The sequence below is a fragment of the Streptomyces sp. TLI_185 genome, from assembly GCF_003814765.1.
In the GTDB taxonomy this organism is placed as follows: Bacteria; Actinomycetota; Actinomycetes; order Streptomycetales; family Streptomycetaceae; genus Streptomyces.
This window is the reverse complement of sequence record NZ_RKRB01000001.1, coordinates 2,612,433-2,627,042: the sequence shown is the minus strand read 5'-3', so window position 1 is coordinate 2,627,042 and position 14,610 is coordinate 2,612,433. Positions and strand designations below refer to the sequence as shown.

The following is a 14,610-nucleotide window of genomic DNA, read 5'->3' as shown; positions in this document are numbered from 1 at the left end:
ACCCACTGAACACGCCCCCTGAGCGGCCGCGTCGTAGGGATCTACGACGCGGCCGCGCCATACCTCGTGGGATCGGGCCGCTGTCGTTGTCGGTGGCGTCACGTAGGCTCGCAGGTGACGGGAAATGATGGAGCCGTACTGATCCGTTACGAGGGAGGGGGCCCACGTGCTCATCGACACCTACGGCCGAGTGGCCACCGACCTGAGGGTCTCGCTGACCGACCGGTGCAATCTGCGATGTACGTACTGCATGCCCGAAGAGGGCCTGCAGTGGCTGGCCAAGCCCGACCTGCTCACCGACGACGAGATCGTCCGACTGATCGACATCGCCGTCACCTCCCTGGGCATCAAGGAGGTCCGCTTCACCGGCGGCGAACCCCTGCTGCGCCCGGGCCTGGTCGGTATCGTCGAGCGGGTCGCCGCGCTGCAACCCCGCCCTCAGATGTCACTGACGACGAACGGCATCGGACTCAAGCGCACGGCGACGGCCCTGAAGGCAGCGGGCCTGGACCGGGTGAACGTCTCCCTCGACACGCTCCGCCCCGACACCTTCAAGACCCTCACCCGCCGGGACCGGCACAAGGACGTCATCGAGGGCCTTCAGGCCGCGCGCGACGCAGGCCTGACCCCGGTCAAGGTCAACACGGTCCTGATGCCGGGACTGAACGAGGACGAGGCCCCGGACCTGCTGGCCTGGGCGGTGGAGCACGACTACGAACTGCGCTTCATCGAGCAGATGCCCCTGGACGCCCAGCACGGATGGAAGCGCGAGGGCATGGTCACCGCGGGCGACATCCTGGCCTCGCTGCGCACCCGCTTCGCCCTGACTCCGGAGGGCACGAACGAGCGCGGCTCGGCCCCCGCCGAGCGCTGGATCGTGGACGGCGGCCCGCACCGCGTCGGCGTCATCGCCTCCGTCACCCGCCCGTTCTGCGCGGCCTGCGACCGCACCCGCCTCACCGCCGACGGCCAGATACGCACCTGCCTGTTCGCGCAGGAGGAGACGGACCTGCGCGCAGCCCTGCGATCCGACGCCCCCGACGAGGAGATCGCCCGCATCTGGCGACTGGCCATGTGGGGCAAGAAGGCGGGAGCGGGCCTGGACGACCCGTCGTTCGTCCAGCCGGACCGCCCGATGTCGGCGATCGGCGGCTAGGGGCCGCCAGGGAACCTAGGCTCCTTGGGAGGACTCCCATTCCTTCAGCAGGACCACGTCCTTGAGGAAACCCCGTATTCCGAGGAACTGGGAGAGATGCTCCCGGTGCTCCTCACAGGCCAGCCACGTCTTGCGCCGCTCCGGCGTGTGGATCTTCGGGTTGTTCCACGCGAGCACCCACACGGCGTCGGTACGGCAGCCCTTGGCGGAGCAGATCGGGTTCTCGTCACTCACAGGTTCGTCTCACAACCGGGCTGAACGAGGCGCTGAAAAAGGCGCCGAACAAGGCGACGCCGAGCAGCCACGGGGGGAGCTGCCCGGCGTCGGTCTGTCGCTCCGACGGGGGATGCGGAGCGCCTACGAAGTATGTCACGGGTAACCCGTCGCCCGGCACTGGAACAACATGATTGATCTGAGCTTTTCTTGAGCTTTGTGCGGAGCCGACTTCCGTTTGCGACCCTTTCGACGTGGTCACGCCCGGTCGTGCGGCTCGCTTCGTGCGCCCGGTGCGGGCTCGGCCGCGACATCTTCCGGGAACGGTTCCGCGAAACCGTCGTTCGTCCGCGGTGGCGCAATCATCGGACGCATCGGGGCACTCACGAACGTCGACGGAAGCGACGGCGCGTTCTCCCGGCCCGCGTTCGCGATCACCACGGCGATGTAGGGGAGGACCGCTCCGAGGACCAACGCCACGATCGCGACGTGCCGTTCGACGTTCCACAGCGAGGCCGCGAGGATCACCGACACCGTACGGATCGACATCGAGATGACGTACCGGCGCTGCCGCCCGCGCACGTCCTCGTCGAGGCTCGCCCGAGCCCCGGTGATCCGGAACACCTGGCTGTTGCCGACGCCATGCTGCTTCCGCATCACATTCCACCATCCGCCCGCATCGGACCGTCCCCGTCCCCGTGCCCGATCCGCCCCCGGTCGGGGGACGGCACCCGGACACCTCCAACGTTACGCCGCGCCTGCGCCGCCTACGAGACCGGGGCACCTCCTGCCTGGCCGAACGGCCTCGGCCGTAGCGCGTACAGCCGCACCCGGAATGCGTCGTACGGTGCCCGGGCCGACACTGGGCGCAAGGCTCATATCGAGCCGTACGAGGAGGCAGCCATGGGCTGGTTGTGGGCCATCATCGTGGGATTCGTACTGGGCCTGATCGCCAAGGCGGTCATCCCCGGCAAGCAGCACAGCCCGCTCTGGCTGACCACCATCTGCGGCATGCTCGGCGCGATCGCAGGCAACGCCCTCGCACGTGGCTTCGGCGTCGAGTCAACCCGCGGCATCGACTGGAGCCGCCACGCCTTCCAGCTGGTGGCCGCGATCATCATCGTCTTCGTGGTCGACATGGCGTACATGGCAACGCTGGGCAAACACAGACAACGAGCGTGAGCTGCAGCGCGCCCAGAGGGGCGCGGGGATGTGTCGATTTGCGGCTCCGCCGCGTGGGCGCGACAAACCACAACGAAGCGGCAGCCGCACATCACCCGCACCCCTACGGCGATTAGGCCCCAGTCACGTCAACGGCGGCAAGATTCTTCTTGCCCCGCCGCAGCACCAGCCACCGCCCGTGCAGCAGATCCTCCTTGGCGGGAACCGCGTCCTCGGAGGCGACCTTCACGTTGTTCACGTAGGCCCCGCCCTCCTTCACCGTCCGCCGCGCAGCCGACTTGCTGGCGACCAGGCCGACCTCGGCGAACAGATCCACGACCGGGCCGAGCTCGGCGACCTGGATGTGCGGCACCTCGGACAGCGCGGCCGTCAGCGTCGCGTCGTCCAGCTCCGCCAGCTCACCCTGCCCGAACAGGGCGCGGGAGGCGGCGATCACCGCAGCCGTCTGGTCGGCCCCGTGCACCAGCGTCGTCAGCTCCTCCGCCAGTGCGCGCTGCGCGGCCCGGGCCTGCGGACGCTCCTCGGTCTGCTTCTCCAGCTCCTCGATCTCCTCGCGGGACTTGAAGCTGAAGATGCGCAGGAACTTGGAGACGTCCCGGTCGTCCGCGTTCAGCCAGAACTGGTAGAAGGCGTACGGCGTGGTCATCTCGAGGTCGAGCCAGACCGTACCGGACTCCGTCTTGCCGAACTTGGTGCCGTCGGCCTTGGTGATCAGCGGCGTGCCCAGCGCGTGCACCACGGCGTCGGGCTCGACCTTGTGGATCAGGTCCGTGCCCGAGGTGAGGTTGCCCCACTGGTCGCTGCCGCCGGTCTGCAGGGTGCAGCCGTACCGCCGGTACAGCTCCAGGAAGTCCATGCCCTGCAGGATCTGGTAGCTGAACTCGGTGTAGCTGATGCCCTCCTGGGACTCCAGGCGCCGGGCCACGGCTTCCTTCGCGATCATCTTGTTCACGCGGAAGTGCTTGCCGACGTCCCGGAGGAACTCAATGGCCGACAGGCCCTGGGTCCAGTCCAGGTTGTTGACCATGACCGCGGCGTTCGGACCCTCGAAGGCCAGCAGCGGGGCGATCTGCGCGCGCAGCCGCTCGACCCACTGGGCGACGATCTCGGGGGCGTTGAGCGTGCGCTCGGAGTTCGGCTTCGGGTCACCGATCAGGCCGGTGGCGCCTCCGACCAGGCCCAGCGGACGGTTGCCGGCGTCCTGGATCCGGCGCATCGTCAGGATCTGCACGAGGTTGCCGAGGTGCAGGCTGGGCGCGGTCGGGTCGAAGCCGCAATAGAACGTGACGGGACCGTCCGCGAACGCCTTGCGCAATGCGTCCTCGTCAGTGGAGAGGGCGATCAGCCCGCGCCACTTCAGTTCGTCGACGATGTCCGTCACGGTTCTCGTATCTCCTTGATGATCTTCGGGCAGTCGAGCGACTACCGGCTACGAGGTTATACGCCCTGACTGACAGAGCTCATATTGAAGTCGGGCACCCGCAGCGCAGGCATCGCAGCCCTAGTGAACCAGTCGCTCCACTCCCTCGGCAGCGTCTTTTCCGTGCGCCCGGCCTCCGTCGCCCGACCGAGCAGGTCGACCGGCGACTCGTTGAAGCGGAAGTTGTTGACCTCGCCTCTCACCTCGCCGTTCTCGACGAGGTAGACGCCGTCCCTGGTCAGGCCGGTGAGCAGCAGCGTGGCCGGGTCGACCTCGCGGATGTACCAGAGGCAGGTCAGCAGCAGTCCCCGCTCGGTGTCCGCGACCATCTCCTCCAGGGAGCGGTCGCCCCCGCCGGTCAGGACGAGGTTGTCGATCGCGGGAGCCACCGGCAGCCCGGTCAGGCCCGCGCTGTGCCGGGTGGTGGTCAGGTGGGCCAGCTCGCCCTGCCGTACCCACTCGGTGGTCGTGAGCGGCAGGCCGTTGTCGAACACCGACTGGTCGCCGCCGGAGGAATGCGCGATCACGAAGGGTGCCGATTCCAGGCCCGGCTCGTTCGGGTCGCTGCGCAGGGTCAGCGGCAGCTCGCTGAGCTTGTCGCCCACGCGCGTGCCGCCGCCCGGTTTGGAGAACACCGTGCGCCCCTCGACCGCGTCCCGGCCGGACGCCGACCACATCTGGTAGATCAGCAGGTCCGCGACGGCGGTCGGCGGCAGCAGGGTCTCGTACCGCCCCGCCGGCAGTTCGATCCGCCGCTCCGCCCACCCGAGGCGTACGGCGAGTTCCGCGTCCAGCGCGGCCGGGTCGACGTCCTTGAAGTCGCGCGTGGAGCGGCCCGCCCAGGCCGAGCGTGTACGGTCCGGCGACTTGGCGTTGAGCTCCAGCGTCCCGTTGGGCTGGTCGTGCCGCAGGCGCAGGCCCGTCGACGTACCGACGTAGCTCGTCACGAGTTCGTGGTTGGCGAAGCCGTACAGCTCGCGGCCGCCTGCACGCGCGCGTGCGAACGCCTCACCGAGCGCCGGCGCGAAGTCGGCGAACACGGTCGAGGAGGTCTCGGCGGGCGCGTCCACGAAGTCCGGCGACTGTGCGACGCCCGTGACCAGCGGCTGCGCGTCCTCTGCCGGCCCGGCGCCGCGTGCGGCGGCCTCGGCGGCCCGCACCAGGGGTTCCAGCTCGTCCGCGGTCACGGCCGAGCGGGAGACGACACCCGAGGCGGTGCCTTCCTTGCCGTCGACCGTCGCGACGACCGTGAGGGTACGCCCGCGCGTGACGCCGTTCGTGGTGAGCGCGTTGCCCGCCCAGCGGAGGTTGGCGGTGGAGTGCTCGTCGGCGATGACGACACAGCCGTCGGCGGTGGACAGCTCCAGCGCCCGCTCGACGATCTCGTGCGGCTTGTTGCTGCGGGCGCTCATCGACCGGCCTCCTGCGTGGTGTTCAGAATGTTGACGCCCTTGAAGAGGGCCGACGGGCAGCCGTGCGAGACGGCGGCGACCTGGCCCGGCTGGGCCTTGCCGCAGTTGAAGGCACCCCCGAGGACATACGTCTGCGGGCCGCCCACCGCGGCCATCGAGCCCCAGAAGTCGGTGGTGGTCGCCTGGTACGCGACGTCCCGCAGCTGTCCGGTGATCCGCCCGTTCTCGATCTTGAAGAACCGCTGACCCGTGAACTGGAAGTTGTAGCGCTGCATGTCGATCGACCATGAACGGTCGCCGACGACGTAAATGCCCCGGTCCACCCCGCCGATCAGGTCCTCGGTCGCCATGCCCGCCGGATCCGGCTGCAGCGACACATTGGCCATGCGCTGCACCGGCACGTGCCCGGGGGAGTCGGCGAACGCGCACCCGTTGGACCGCTCGAACCCGGTCAGCTTCGCGATCCGCCGGTCGAGCTGGTAGCCGACGAGCGTGCCGTCCTTCACCAGGTCCCAGGACTGGCCCTCGACGCCCTCGTCGTCGTAGCCGACGGTCGCAAGGCCGTGCTCGGCGGTGCGGTCCCCGGTGACGTTCATCAGCTCGGAGCCGTACCTCAGCTTGCCGAGCTGGTCGAAGGTGGCGAAGGAGGTGCCGGCGTAGGCGGCCTCGTAGCCGAGGGCGCGGTCCAGTTCGGTGGCGTGGCCGATGGACTCGTGGATGGTCAGCCACAGGTTGGAGGGGTCGACGACCAGGTCGTACAGGCCCGCCTCGACGCTCGGCGCGCGCATCTTCTCGGCGAGCAGCTCCGGGATCTGCTCGAGCTCGCTCTCCCAGTCCCAGCCGGTGCCGGTGAGGTACTCCCAGCCGCGCCCGACGGGCGGCGCGATCGTCCGCATCGAGTCGAACTCGCCGCTCGACTCGTCGACCGACACGGCCGTCAGCTGCGGGTGCAGCCGCACGCGCTGCTGCGTGGTCACGGTCCCGGCCGTGTCGGCGTAGAACTTGTTCTCGTGCACGGTGAGCAGGGAGGCGTCGACGTGGTTGACGCCGTCAGCCGCCAGGAGTTGCGCGCTCCAGTCCGCCAGCAGCGCCGACTTCTCCTCGTCGGGCACGGAGAACGGGTCGATCTCGTACGACGAGATCCAGGTCCGGTCCGCGTGCACGGGCTCGCCGGCAAGCTCCACCCGCTCGTCCGAACCGGCCGCCTTGATCACCTGGGCGGAGAGCTTCGCCATCGCCACCGCCTGCGAGGCGACCTTGGCGGCGGCGTCGAGGCTCAGGTCCACCCCCGACGCGAAGCCCCAAGTGCCGCCGTGCACGACCCGCACCGCGTACCCGAGATCAGTGGTGTCCGACGAACCGGAGGGCTTGGCGTCCCGGAAGCGCCAGGACGCGCTGCGTACCCGCTCGAACCGGAAGTCCGCGTGCTCGGCACCCAGGGCACGCGCGCGTGCCAGCGCCGCGTCGGCCAGGGCCCGTAGCGGAAGTGCCGTGAAGGCTTCGTCGATGGTATGAGGCACCGAGGTCTCTCCTTGTTGTCGTGACCTGTGATCGGACCGGCGGTTGCTCCGATCATTTCGCGTGACCGGGCCGCGGACCACAGGTTTAGAGCTGCTACCGGGAACTTTCTGTAGGGACCCGACAGTGAGTCCCGTAAGCCACTGTCGGTGCCCGATTGTCCGCAGGAGCACCGGGACCGATAGGTTTTCGAGGAAGCCGCCTGTCATCCAGGTGTTCGGGCGGGGGGTATCAGACCGCTATCGAAAGGGTGATCCGTTGAGCCGCTCGGTTCTCGTCACCGGAGGCAACCGGGGCATCGGCCTCGCCATCGCCCGCGCATTCGCCGACGCCGGCGACAAGGTCGCGATCACGTACCGCTCGGGTGAGCCGCCGGCCGGCTTCCTGGCGGTCAAGTGCGACATCACCGACACCGAGCAGGTGGAGCAGGCCTACAAGGAGATCGAGGCCGAGCACGGCCCGGTCGAGGTCCTGATCGCCAACGCCGGCATCACCAAGGACCAGCTCCTGATGCGCATGTCCGAGGAGGACTTCACGTCCGTCCTCGACACCAACCTCACCGGCACCTTCCGCGTGGTCAAGCGTGCCAACCGCGGCATGCTGCGGGCCAAGAAGGGCCGCGTCGTCCTGATCTCGTCGGTCGTCGGGCTGTACGGTGGCCCCGGCCAGGCCAACTACGCCGCCTCCAAGGCCGCCCTGGTCGGCTTTGCGCGCTCCCTCGCCCGTGAGCTGGGCTCGCGCAACATCACCTTCAACGTCGTCGCGCCCGGCTTCGTCGACACCGACATGACCAAGGTGCTCAGCGACGAGCAGCGCGAGGGCATCGTCAAGCAGGTGCCGCTCGGCCGTTACGCGCAGCCGGAGGAGGTGGCCGCGACGGTGCGGTTCCTCGCCTCGGACGACGCCTCGTACATCACTGGAGCCGTCATCCCCGTTGACGGCGGACTGGGAATGGGTCACTGATCACCATGAGCGGAATTCTCGAGGGCAAGCGCGTCCTGATCACCGGTGTGCTGATGGAGTCCTCCATCGCCTTCCACGCCGCCAAGCTGGCCCAGGAGCAGGGTGCCGAGATCATCCTGACCGCGTTCCCGCGGCCCACGCTGACCGAGCGCATCGCCAAGAAGCTGCCCAAGCCCACCAAGGTCATCGAGCTCGACGTCACCAACGACGAGCACCTGGGCCGCCTGGCCGACCTGGTCGGTGAGGAGCTCGGCGGCCTCGACGGCGTCGTGCACTCCATCGGCTTCGCCCCGCAGGACGCGCTCGGCGGCAACTTCCTCAACACGCCGTTCGAGTCGGTGGCCACGGCCATGCACGTCTCGGCGTACTCCCTGAAGTCGCTGACCATGGCCTGTCTGCCGCTGATGCAGAACGGCGGCTCGGTCGTCGGCCTCACCTTCGACGCGCAGTACGCCTGGCCGCAGTACGACTGGATGGGCCCTGCCAAGGCCGCCCTGGAGGCCACCAGCCGCTACCTCGCCCGTGACCTGGGCAAGCAGAACATCCGCTGCAACCTGATCTCCGCGGGCCCGATCGGCTCCATGGCCGCCAAGTCCATCCCGGGCTTCAGCGACCTGGCCGCCGTGTGGGACGAGCGCTCCCCGCTGGAGTGGGACCTCAAGGACCCGGAGCCGGCCGGCAAGGGCATCGTCGCCCTGCTGAGCGACTGGTTCCCGAAGACCACGGGCGAGATCGTCCACGTGGACGGCGGTCTGCACGCCATCGGCGCCTGACGCTGCCGCTGAGCCTCGGCCGACACTGAGGGCCCGCACCCCGCCGGGTGGGGGCCCTCAGCGCGTCCGCCGTACTCGGCGCGAGGGCGGGAAGCACCGTGGCGGTGCCGGATGTCTGCGGATCGCGCGTTGTCCGTGGCTGGTCGCTCTCCCACTCTCGACTTCGCTCGAGCGGGGGGGGACCCCCATCGCGGCGGAGCCGCACATCGATACGGTTTCGCGCCCTTGGGGAGCGCAGCCATCGCCGGGATGTCACCCGTTCGGCCTATCCGGCCGGGCGGAGCCGGGACTCAACTGCGCACTCTGGATTACGTGTTCAGTATGTGATTCCCTCCCGAGCACGGCCGAGGAGGTCCCCTTGTGCGCACCTTCCGCAACCTGGCCTCGGTGACCGTCGCCGTCGCTCTCGTGATGACCCTGCCGTACGAGGCGATGCCCCACGCGCGCGTGAAGCCCGGGAAACCACCGGTGCCGCAGCTCTTCGGCGCGGAGTGCCGCACCAGGGTCACCGGCTCCCACGTGACCGGGTACTGCCACAACCCCTATCCGCAGACCGACGGCGTCAGCCTGCATGTCGAGTGCGCCCGCTGGTGGGACCTCGACACCGACGGCACTCCGGTCGACACCGGGCCGGCGATGACCGTACGGCTCACCGGCCGGTGCTGGAAGGAAGTCGGCTCGGTGTGGATCAGTCACCAGAGGCGGTGAACCGGCCGGGACGGCACAGGAACGGATAGCTCGCCGCCTCCGCACCGGCCGCCTCGGCGTCGCCCGTGCGGATCGCGTCGACGAGGCGCGTGTGCTCCATGTACGTCTCCGGGGTGAGCTCCTGGCCGACGTCCTCGCGCAGCCAGTCCCGCAGTACCTCGCCGAGGTCCGCGTACATCGCGGTCATCACATCGTTGTGCGAGGCCGCCACCACCGCCATGTGGAAGGTCGCGTCCGCCGTCACGAAGGTCTCCGTGTCGCCCGACTCCCAGGCCTCCTCACGCCGCACGAGCAGCGCGTCCAGCTGCTTGAGGTCCTTCTCCGTGCGCCGCCCGGCGGCGAGCCTGGCCGCCGCCGACTCCAGCGTGGAGCGCAGCTCGGCGATGTGCCGCGGGTCCGCGTCGGCGAAGCGGCGGTGCATCACGCCCGCCAGCTCACTCGTCGCCACGACATACGTGCCCGAGCCCTGACGGATGTCCAGCAGACCGTTGTGCGCGAGGGCGCGAACGGCCTCACGGACCGTGTTCCGGGCCACGCCGAGCTGCTCGACCAGCTCGGGCTCCGTCGGGATGCGGGAGCCGACCGGCCACTCGCCCGAGGTGATCTCGTGCCGCAGCGCGGCGATGACCTGCTCGGACAGCGCGGAACGGCGGGGATGACTCAGGGGCATGGCACACCTTCGCACGCGGTGGGCGGGTCCGGTCGACCCGGGGATGGACAACCAATCATCCTATGATTCTATGATGGACGGCATGGCACGTGAGGAAACCCGGACGACGACGTTCACGACCGTGGCCATTTCGGCCGCGGGAGAGCCCCGACGACCCGCCACGCGCGCGTGGACGACGAGACTGCTCGTGCTCGGCATCGTCCTGTCGGCCCTGAACCTCCGCCCCGCCATCACCAGCCTGGGCGCGCTCCTCGAAGAGGTCCGCGACGGGCTCGGCATGAGCGGCAGCGTGGCCGGCCTGCTCACCTCCGTGCCCCCGCTCTGCTTCGCCGTCTTCGGCGTCACGGCCCCGCGCCTGGCCCGCCGCTTCGGACCGGGCGCGGTGGTGTGCGCGGGCATGGTCGCCATCACCGCGGGCCTGCTCATACGGCCGTACGCGGGCGGCACGGCCGGCTTCCTGGCCGCCAGCGCACTCGCCCTCATGGGCATAGCGGTCAGCAACGTCCTGATGCCGGTCATCGTCAAGCGCTGGTTCCCGGACCGGGTCGGCTCCATGACCGGCCTCTACTCGATGGCGCTCGCCCTGGGCACCGCCGCAGCGGCCGCGGTGACGGTGCCCATGACCGAGGTGCTGGGCGGAAGTTGGCAGTCGGGACTCACGGTGTGGGCGGCCCTCGCGGCGGCTGCCGTACTGCCGTGGATCCCGTTCGTACGGCAATGGGGTGCGGTGCCCGCCGAGCAGCCGGCCGGGCGGCAGGAGCACGCGCGCGTGGAGGCGCCCGCGCTGCGGATCACCCGGAGCCGCACCGCCTGGGCGCTCGCCGTCTTCTTCGGGCTGCAGGCCACTGCCGCGTACATCACGATGGGCTGGATGGCGCAGATCTTCCGGGACGCGGGCGTGCCCGCGGGCACGGCGGGGCTGCTGCTCGCCGTCACGATGGTGATGGGCGTGCCGCTGGCCTTCGTCATCCCGCGCGTCGCCGCCAGGCTGCCGCACCAGGGGCCGATCGTGATCGCGCTGGGCGCTTGCGGTCTCGCCGGTTACGCCGGCCTGTACCTCGCACCGGCCGCCGGCGCCTGGGCCTGGGCGCTGCTGCTCGGCGTCGCCAACTGTGCCTTCCCGCTGGCCCTCACCATGGTCGGCATGCGGGCCAGGACCGGCGCGGGCGTTGCCCAGCTGTCGGCGTTCGCGCAGAGCACCGGCTATCTGATCTCCATTCCCGGCCCGCTCCTGGTGGGCGTGCTCTACCAGCACAGCGGCGGCTGGGGACTGCCCATCGCGCTGATGGCCGCCCTGATGGTCCCGCAGATGGTCGTCGGCGTCCTGGCGGGGCGCAATCGCACGGTGGAGGACGAGGCGGCCCGCTGACCCCGGCCGAACCGTCGCGGGCGCCGGGTGCGAGACTTGCCGTATGCCAGTGCTCGACCCGAACCCCCAGAACGGCCAGAAGAAGATGCTGCTCGTCTTCGGCTCGTTCCTCGCCATCTTCGTGATCATCGCCGTCATCGCGACGATCGCGTCGCCGTGACCGTCCGCCGGCGGCCCGATGGTGGGGCTAGCACCACCATCCCCTAGGGGGTGAGTGTCAGGGTCAACTGGGTGGATCTCCGGATGGGTTGAGGGGTCCGGATTCCGTAACTTCGAAGTGTGACCGCGAGAGGCGGATCACCGCAGACTCGAAGACCAGCGGAGGCACCCATGTCGGCCCAGTCGCACACCCGGCCCCACCCGGCGACCACGGCCGGCGTCGACATCCGGCTGCCCTGGTGGGCCCTCGCCCTGCCGACGCTCGCCTTCATCGTGCTGCTGGCACTGATGCTGAACCCGTCGGACGCGCAGGCGGCGGCGGGCGACCCGGCGATCACCCACCTCTTCGAGCGGGCACAGCAGCTCATAGGCCGCTGAGCACCGGTTCGGCCGCCAGTCAACTCCCTGCGCCCCATGGCCTGTTTCATGCGAAGCTGGGACCCATGAGCGTCGCAGAACCCCGCAGGATCGTCCTCTTCCGGCATGCGAAAGCCGACTGGCCACAGGTGACCGACCACGAACGCCCCCTCGCCGAGCGGGGCCGCACGGACGCCGCAGTCGCCGGACGCAAGCTGGCCGACACCGGTATCCCCTTCGATCTGGCCCTCTGCTCCACCGCGGTCCGGACCCGCGAGACCTGGAAGCTCGCCGTCCATGAGTTCCCGCACCGGCCGAAAACCGTCTACGAGGAGCGGATCTACGAGGCCTCACCCGGCGAGCTGATCGCGCTGCTCAACGAGACCCCCGACGACGTGCAGAACGCCGTACTCATCGGCCACAACCCGGGCGTGCAGGGCCTTGCAGAGATCCTGGCCGGCTCGTCCGAGGGGGACGCCGGCGAGCGGATGAACCGCCGCGGCTTCCCGGCCGCCGCCTTCGCCGTCCTGTCCTTCGAGGGCCCCTGGAAGAGCCTGGAGCCGGGTGTGGCCACGCTGCTGGAGTACTGGGCGCCGACCGAGTAGACGACCCGACGGAACCAGCAGGCGACCGACGAAGCGAGCAGGCGACACGACGACCGAGGGGCCCGGCACCACCACGGTGCCGGGCCCCTCGACGTGCGGATATGGGCGACTACTGCTCGTCGTGCGTGTCCGCCGCCTCGACCTCTTCGCGGGTGACGCCCAGCAGATACAGGACCGTGTCCAGGAAGGGCACGTTCACCGCGGTGTGCGCGGCCTCCCGTACGACCGGCTTGGCATTGAAGGCGACGCCGAGACCGGCCGCGTTGAGCATGTCCAGGTCGTTGGCGCCGTCGCCGATCGCCACGGTCTGGGCGAGTGGTACGCCCGCCTCAGCGGCGAACCGGCGCAGCAGGCGCGCCTTGCCCGCGCGGTCGACGATCTCGCCGGTGACCCTGCCGGTGAGCTTGCCGCCGACGATCTCCAGGGTGTTGGCCTGTGCGAAGTCGAGCCCCAGCCGCTCCTTCAGATCATCCGTGACCTGGGTGAACCCCCCGGAGACCACGCCCACTTGGTACCCGAGCCGCTTGAGCGTACGGATCAGAGTCCGCGCCCCCGGCGTCAGCCGCACCTCACTGCGCACCTTGTCCACCACGGACGCGTCGAGCCCCTCCAGGAGCGCCACGCGCGCGTGCAGCGACTGCTCGAAGTCCATCTCCCCGCGCATCGCGGCCGCCGTCACCTCGGCGACCTTGTCCTCGCAGCCTGCGTGCGCCGCGAAGAGCTCGATCACCTCGTCCTGGATGAGCGTCGAGTCGACGTCCATGACGACCAGCCGCTGCGCCCGCCGGTGCAGCCCTGCCGCGACGACCGCCACATCGACACCCAGTGCCGCGGCGTCCGTCACCAGGGCGGTGCGTAGCGGTTCGGTCTCGACGCCGGACACCGCGAACTCGACCGCCGTGACGGGGTACTTGGCGAGGCGGAAAATGCGGTCGATGTTGCCGCCGACGGAGGCGATCTTCGCGGCGATCCGGGCGGTCGCCTCCGCCGTGAGCGGGTGACCGAGGACCGTGACCAGTGAGCGTCCGAGGCCGCGCGGGCGGTTGTCGCCGCGCCCGGAGATGATCTCCGCCTGCATCTTCATCGACTCCGCCCAGCTGTGGACGGTGGCCCGCAGATCTCCCTCGAGCCCGTGGAGCGGCGGGGTCACGAGCGCGCACAGCGTGAGCCGGCCACGGGTGACGACCTGCTCGATGTCGACCACGTCGACGGAGTAGGCGGCGAGGGTGTCGAACAGGCCGGCCGTGATGCCCGGCCGGTCCTTGCCGAAGATCTTGACGAGGAGGGTGGGGACGTCAGAGGTCGAGGTCTGCGATGCGCTCATGGTGTACCCACCGTATCCGGCACCCAGTGCCGCCCGCCGCCGCGGTCCGCCTAGCGGACACGGAACAGTGGGTGTCCAACGAATGGCGAAAGCTTTACGAGCCGGCCACGACTGCACCGGCGGCCTCGACCGCCCCGTCCGGTTCGGCTGCCGGGGTGCCTCGGGTGCCTCGGGTGGCGCACGTGTGTGGGGGGTCCGGTTTGGTCGGGGCCGGTATCTGGCTGTGCGGTCTGCCTTTGGCTGGTGGGAGTCGTAGGGGGCGGTGGCGCCTGATCGGGCCCGTTCGGCTGTCAGGGGCGCCTCGGGTGCCTCGGGTGGCCCTCGTGTGCCGGAGGGGTCTTTCGTCGGGGCCGGTGTATTCGGCTGAGCGTCTGCCTCCGGATGGAGGAAGCCTTGGGGTTGGTCAAGGCAGCCCTGACGGCTCCTCGGGCCGGCGGCTACTTCCGCCCCGGGAGCCTCGGCCGCGCGGACACTCGGCGGACATCTCAGAGCGGCCCCCGCACGTCGGACAGCTCGGTTCCGCCAGGGGGCGATGCGTCCGGCTCAGCGCCTCCCTTCGGCCGGCGGGCGGCTTACGCGGCGGTCACGACTGCACCGGCCGCTTCGGCCGCATCCACCGCACCGGCTCTCGGCGAGTGCCGCTCGCCCGCGCTGTGCCCGACGGCCCGGTTGCGTCGGGGGGGGCGGTGTATCCGGCCCTGCGGTCTCCCGCCGGCCGGCGGGAGTCGTCGAGGTCGATCCCGGCCGCATCGGCGGTCGCCGCGAGCGGCACGCGCGCCGG

The 14,610-nt window shown here is 70.0% G+C and carries 16 protein-coding genes; 9 read left to right on the top strand and 7 right to left on the bottom strand.

The window, feature by feature from the left end:
- The first annotated feature begins 166 nt into the window (after positions 1 to 166).
- Positions 167 to 1,156 carry a GTP 3',8-cyclase MoaA gene (gene moaA / locus EDD92_RS11875; protein WP_123964269.1) on the top strand — a complete coding sequence of 330 codons (990 nt, stop codon included), beginning with the start codon at positions 167 to 169 and terminating at the stop codon, positions 1,154 to 1,156.
- Between the two features lie 15 nt (positions 1,157 to 1,171).
- On the opposite strand, the gene EDD92_RS11870 is transcribed toward moaA, so the two are convergent.
- A complete protein-coding gene (locus EDD92_RS11870; RefSeq protein ID WP_123964268.1) occupies positions 1,172 to 1,390 on the bottom strand; it encodes a hypothetical protein in 219 nt (72 codons plus the stop codon).
- A 237-nt stretch (positions 1,391 to 1,627) separates the two neighbouring features.
- Positions 1,628 to 2,026: a DUF3099 domain-containing protein gene (locus EDD92_RS11865; protein ID WP_123964267.1), complete on the bottom strand. Its 399-nt coding sequence runs from the start codon at positions 2,024 to 2,026 to the stop codon at positions 1,628 to 1,630.
- 246 nt (positions 2,027 to 2,272) lie between these two features.
- On the opposite strand from EDD92_RS11865, the gene EDD92_RS11860 reads away from it, so the two are divergent.
- Positions 2,273 to 2,551: a GlsB/YeaQ/YmgE family stress response membrane protein gene (locus EDD92_RS11860; RefSeq protein ID WP_123964266.1), complete on the top strand. Its 279-nt coding sequence runs from the start codon at positions 2,273 to 2,275 to the stop codon at positions 2,549 to 2,551.
- 112 nt (positions 2,552 to 2,663) lie between these two features.
- Here the strand turns inward: EDD92_RS11860 and tyrS are convergent, their stop codons facing one another.
- The 3 genes from tyrS to EDD92_RS11845 are packed head-to-tail and all read right to left on the bottom strand — an operon-like array spanning position 2,664 to position 6,903.
- On the bottom strand, positions 2,664 to 3,932 hold the full coding sequence (gene tyrS, locus EDD92_RS11855; protein WP_123964265.1) for a tyrosine--tRNA ligase: 1,269 nt from the start codon (positions 3,930 to 3,932) through the stop codon (positions 2,664 to 2,666).
- Between the two features lie 56 nt (positions 3,933 to 3,988).
- Positions 3,989 to 5,383, bottom strand: a complete 1,395-nt coding sequence (locus tag EDD92_RS11850; protein WP_123964264.1) for a metallopeptidase TldD-related protein — start codon at positions 5,381 to 5,383, stop codon at positions 3,989 to 3,991.
- The gene (locus EDD92_RS11845) at positions 5,380 to 6,903 is read right to left on the bottom strand and encodes a TldD/PmbA family protein (protein ID WP_123964263.1); all 1,524 of its coding nucleotides are present in this window, start codon (positions 6,901 to 6,903) and stop codon (positions 5,380 to 5,382) included. Before EDD92_RS11845 ends, EDD92_RS11850 begins: the two co-directional genes overlap by 4 nt.
- A gap of 256 nt (positions 6,904 to 7,159) precedes the next feature.
- On the opposite strand from EDD92_RS11845, the gene fabG reads away from it, so the two are divergent.
- The 3 genes from fabG (at position 7,160) to EDD92_RS11830 (ending at position 9,345) form a co-directional block, all read left to right on the top strand.
- Entirely contained in the window at positions 7,160 to 7,864 is a 705-nt protein-coding gene (fabG, locus tag EDD92_RS11840; protein ID WP_123964262.1) for a 3-oxoacyl-[acyl-carrier-protein] reductase, read from the top strand.
- A gap of 5 nt (positions 7,865 to 7,869) precedes the next feature.
- A complete protein-coding gene (gene fabI / locus EDD92_RS11835; RefSeq protein WP_123964261.1) occupies positions 7,870 to 8,637 on the top strand; it encodes an enoyl-ACP reductase FabI in 768 nt (255 codons plus the stop codon).
- A gap of 360 nt (positions 8,638 to 8,997) precedes the next feature.
- A complete protein-coding gene (locus EDD92_RS11830; RefSeq protein ID WP_123964260.1) occupies positions 8,998 to 9,345 on the top strand; it encodes a hypothetical protein in 348 nt (115 codons plus the stop codon).
- On the opposite strand, the gene EDD92_RS11825 is transcribed toward EDD92_RS11830, so the two are convergent.
- Positions 9,326 to 10,015: a FadR/GntR family transcriptional regulator gene (locus EDD92_RS11825; RefSeq protein ID WP_123964259.1), complete on the bottom strand. Its 690-nt coding sequence runs from the start codon at positions 10,013 to 10,015 to the stop codon at positions 9,326 to 9,328. The genes EDD92_RS11830 and EDD92_RS11825 overlap by 20 nt on opposite strands.
- Before the next feature lie 70 nt (positions 10,016 to 10,085).
- On the opposite strand from EDD92_RS11825, the gene EDD92_RS11820 reads away from it, so the two are divergent.
- The 4 genes from EDD92_RS11820 to EDD92_RS11805 all read left to right on the top strand — a co-directional run bounded on the left by EDD92_RS11820 (position 10,086) and on the right by EDD92_RS11805 (position 12,505).
- Positions 10,086 to 11,384, top strand: coding sequence for a CynX/NimT family MFS transporter (locus EDD92_RS11820; RefSeq protein ID WP_123964258.1), 1,299 nt, complete (start codon positions 10,086 to 10,088; stop codon positions 11,382 to 11,384).
- A 43-nt stretch (positions 11,385 to 11,427) separates the two neighbouring features.
- Entirely contained in the window at positions 11,428 to 11,544 is a 117-nt protein-coding gene (locus tag EDD92_RS51055; protein WP_097262240.1) for an SGM_5486 family transporter-associated protein, read from the top strand.
- A gap of 170 nt (positions 11,545 to 11,714) precedes the next feature.
- Positions 11,715 to 11,921, top strand: coding sequence for a hypothetical protein (locus EDD92_RS11810; protein WP_030947837.1), 207 nt, complete (start codon positions 11,715 to 11,717; stop codon positions 11,919 to 11,921).
- Positions 11,922 to 11,986: 65 nt separating this feature from the next.
- Positions 11,987 to 12,505, top strand: coding sequence for a histidine phosphatase family protein (locus EDD92_RS11805; RefSeq protein WP_123964257.1), 519 nt, complete (start codon positions 11,987 to 11,989; stop codon positions 12,503 to 12,505).
- Positions 12,506 to 12,614: 109 nt separating this feature from the next.
- On the opposite strand, the gene serB is transcribed toward EDD92_RS11805, so the two are convergent.
- Positions 12,615 to 13,829, bottom strand: coding sequence for a phosphoserine phosphatase SerB (serB, locus tag EDD92_RS11800; protein ID WP_123964256.1), 1,215 nt, complete (start codon positions 13,827 to 13,829; stop codon positions 12,615 to 12,617).
- Positions 13,830 to 14,610: the final 781 nt, after the last annotated feature.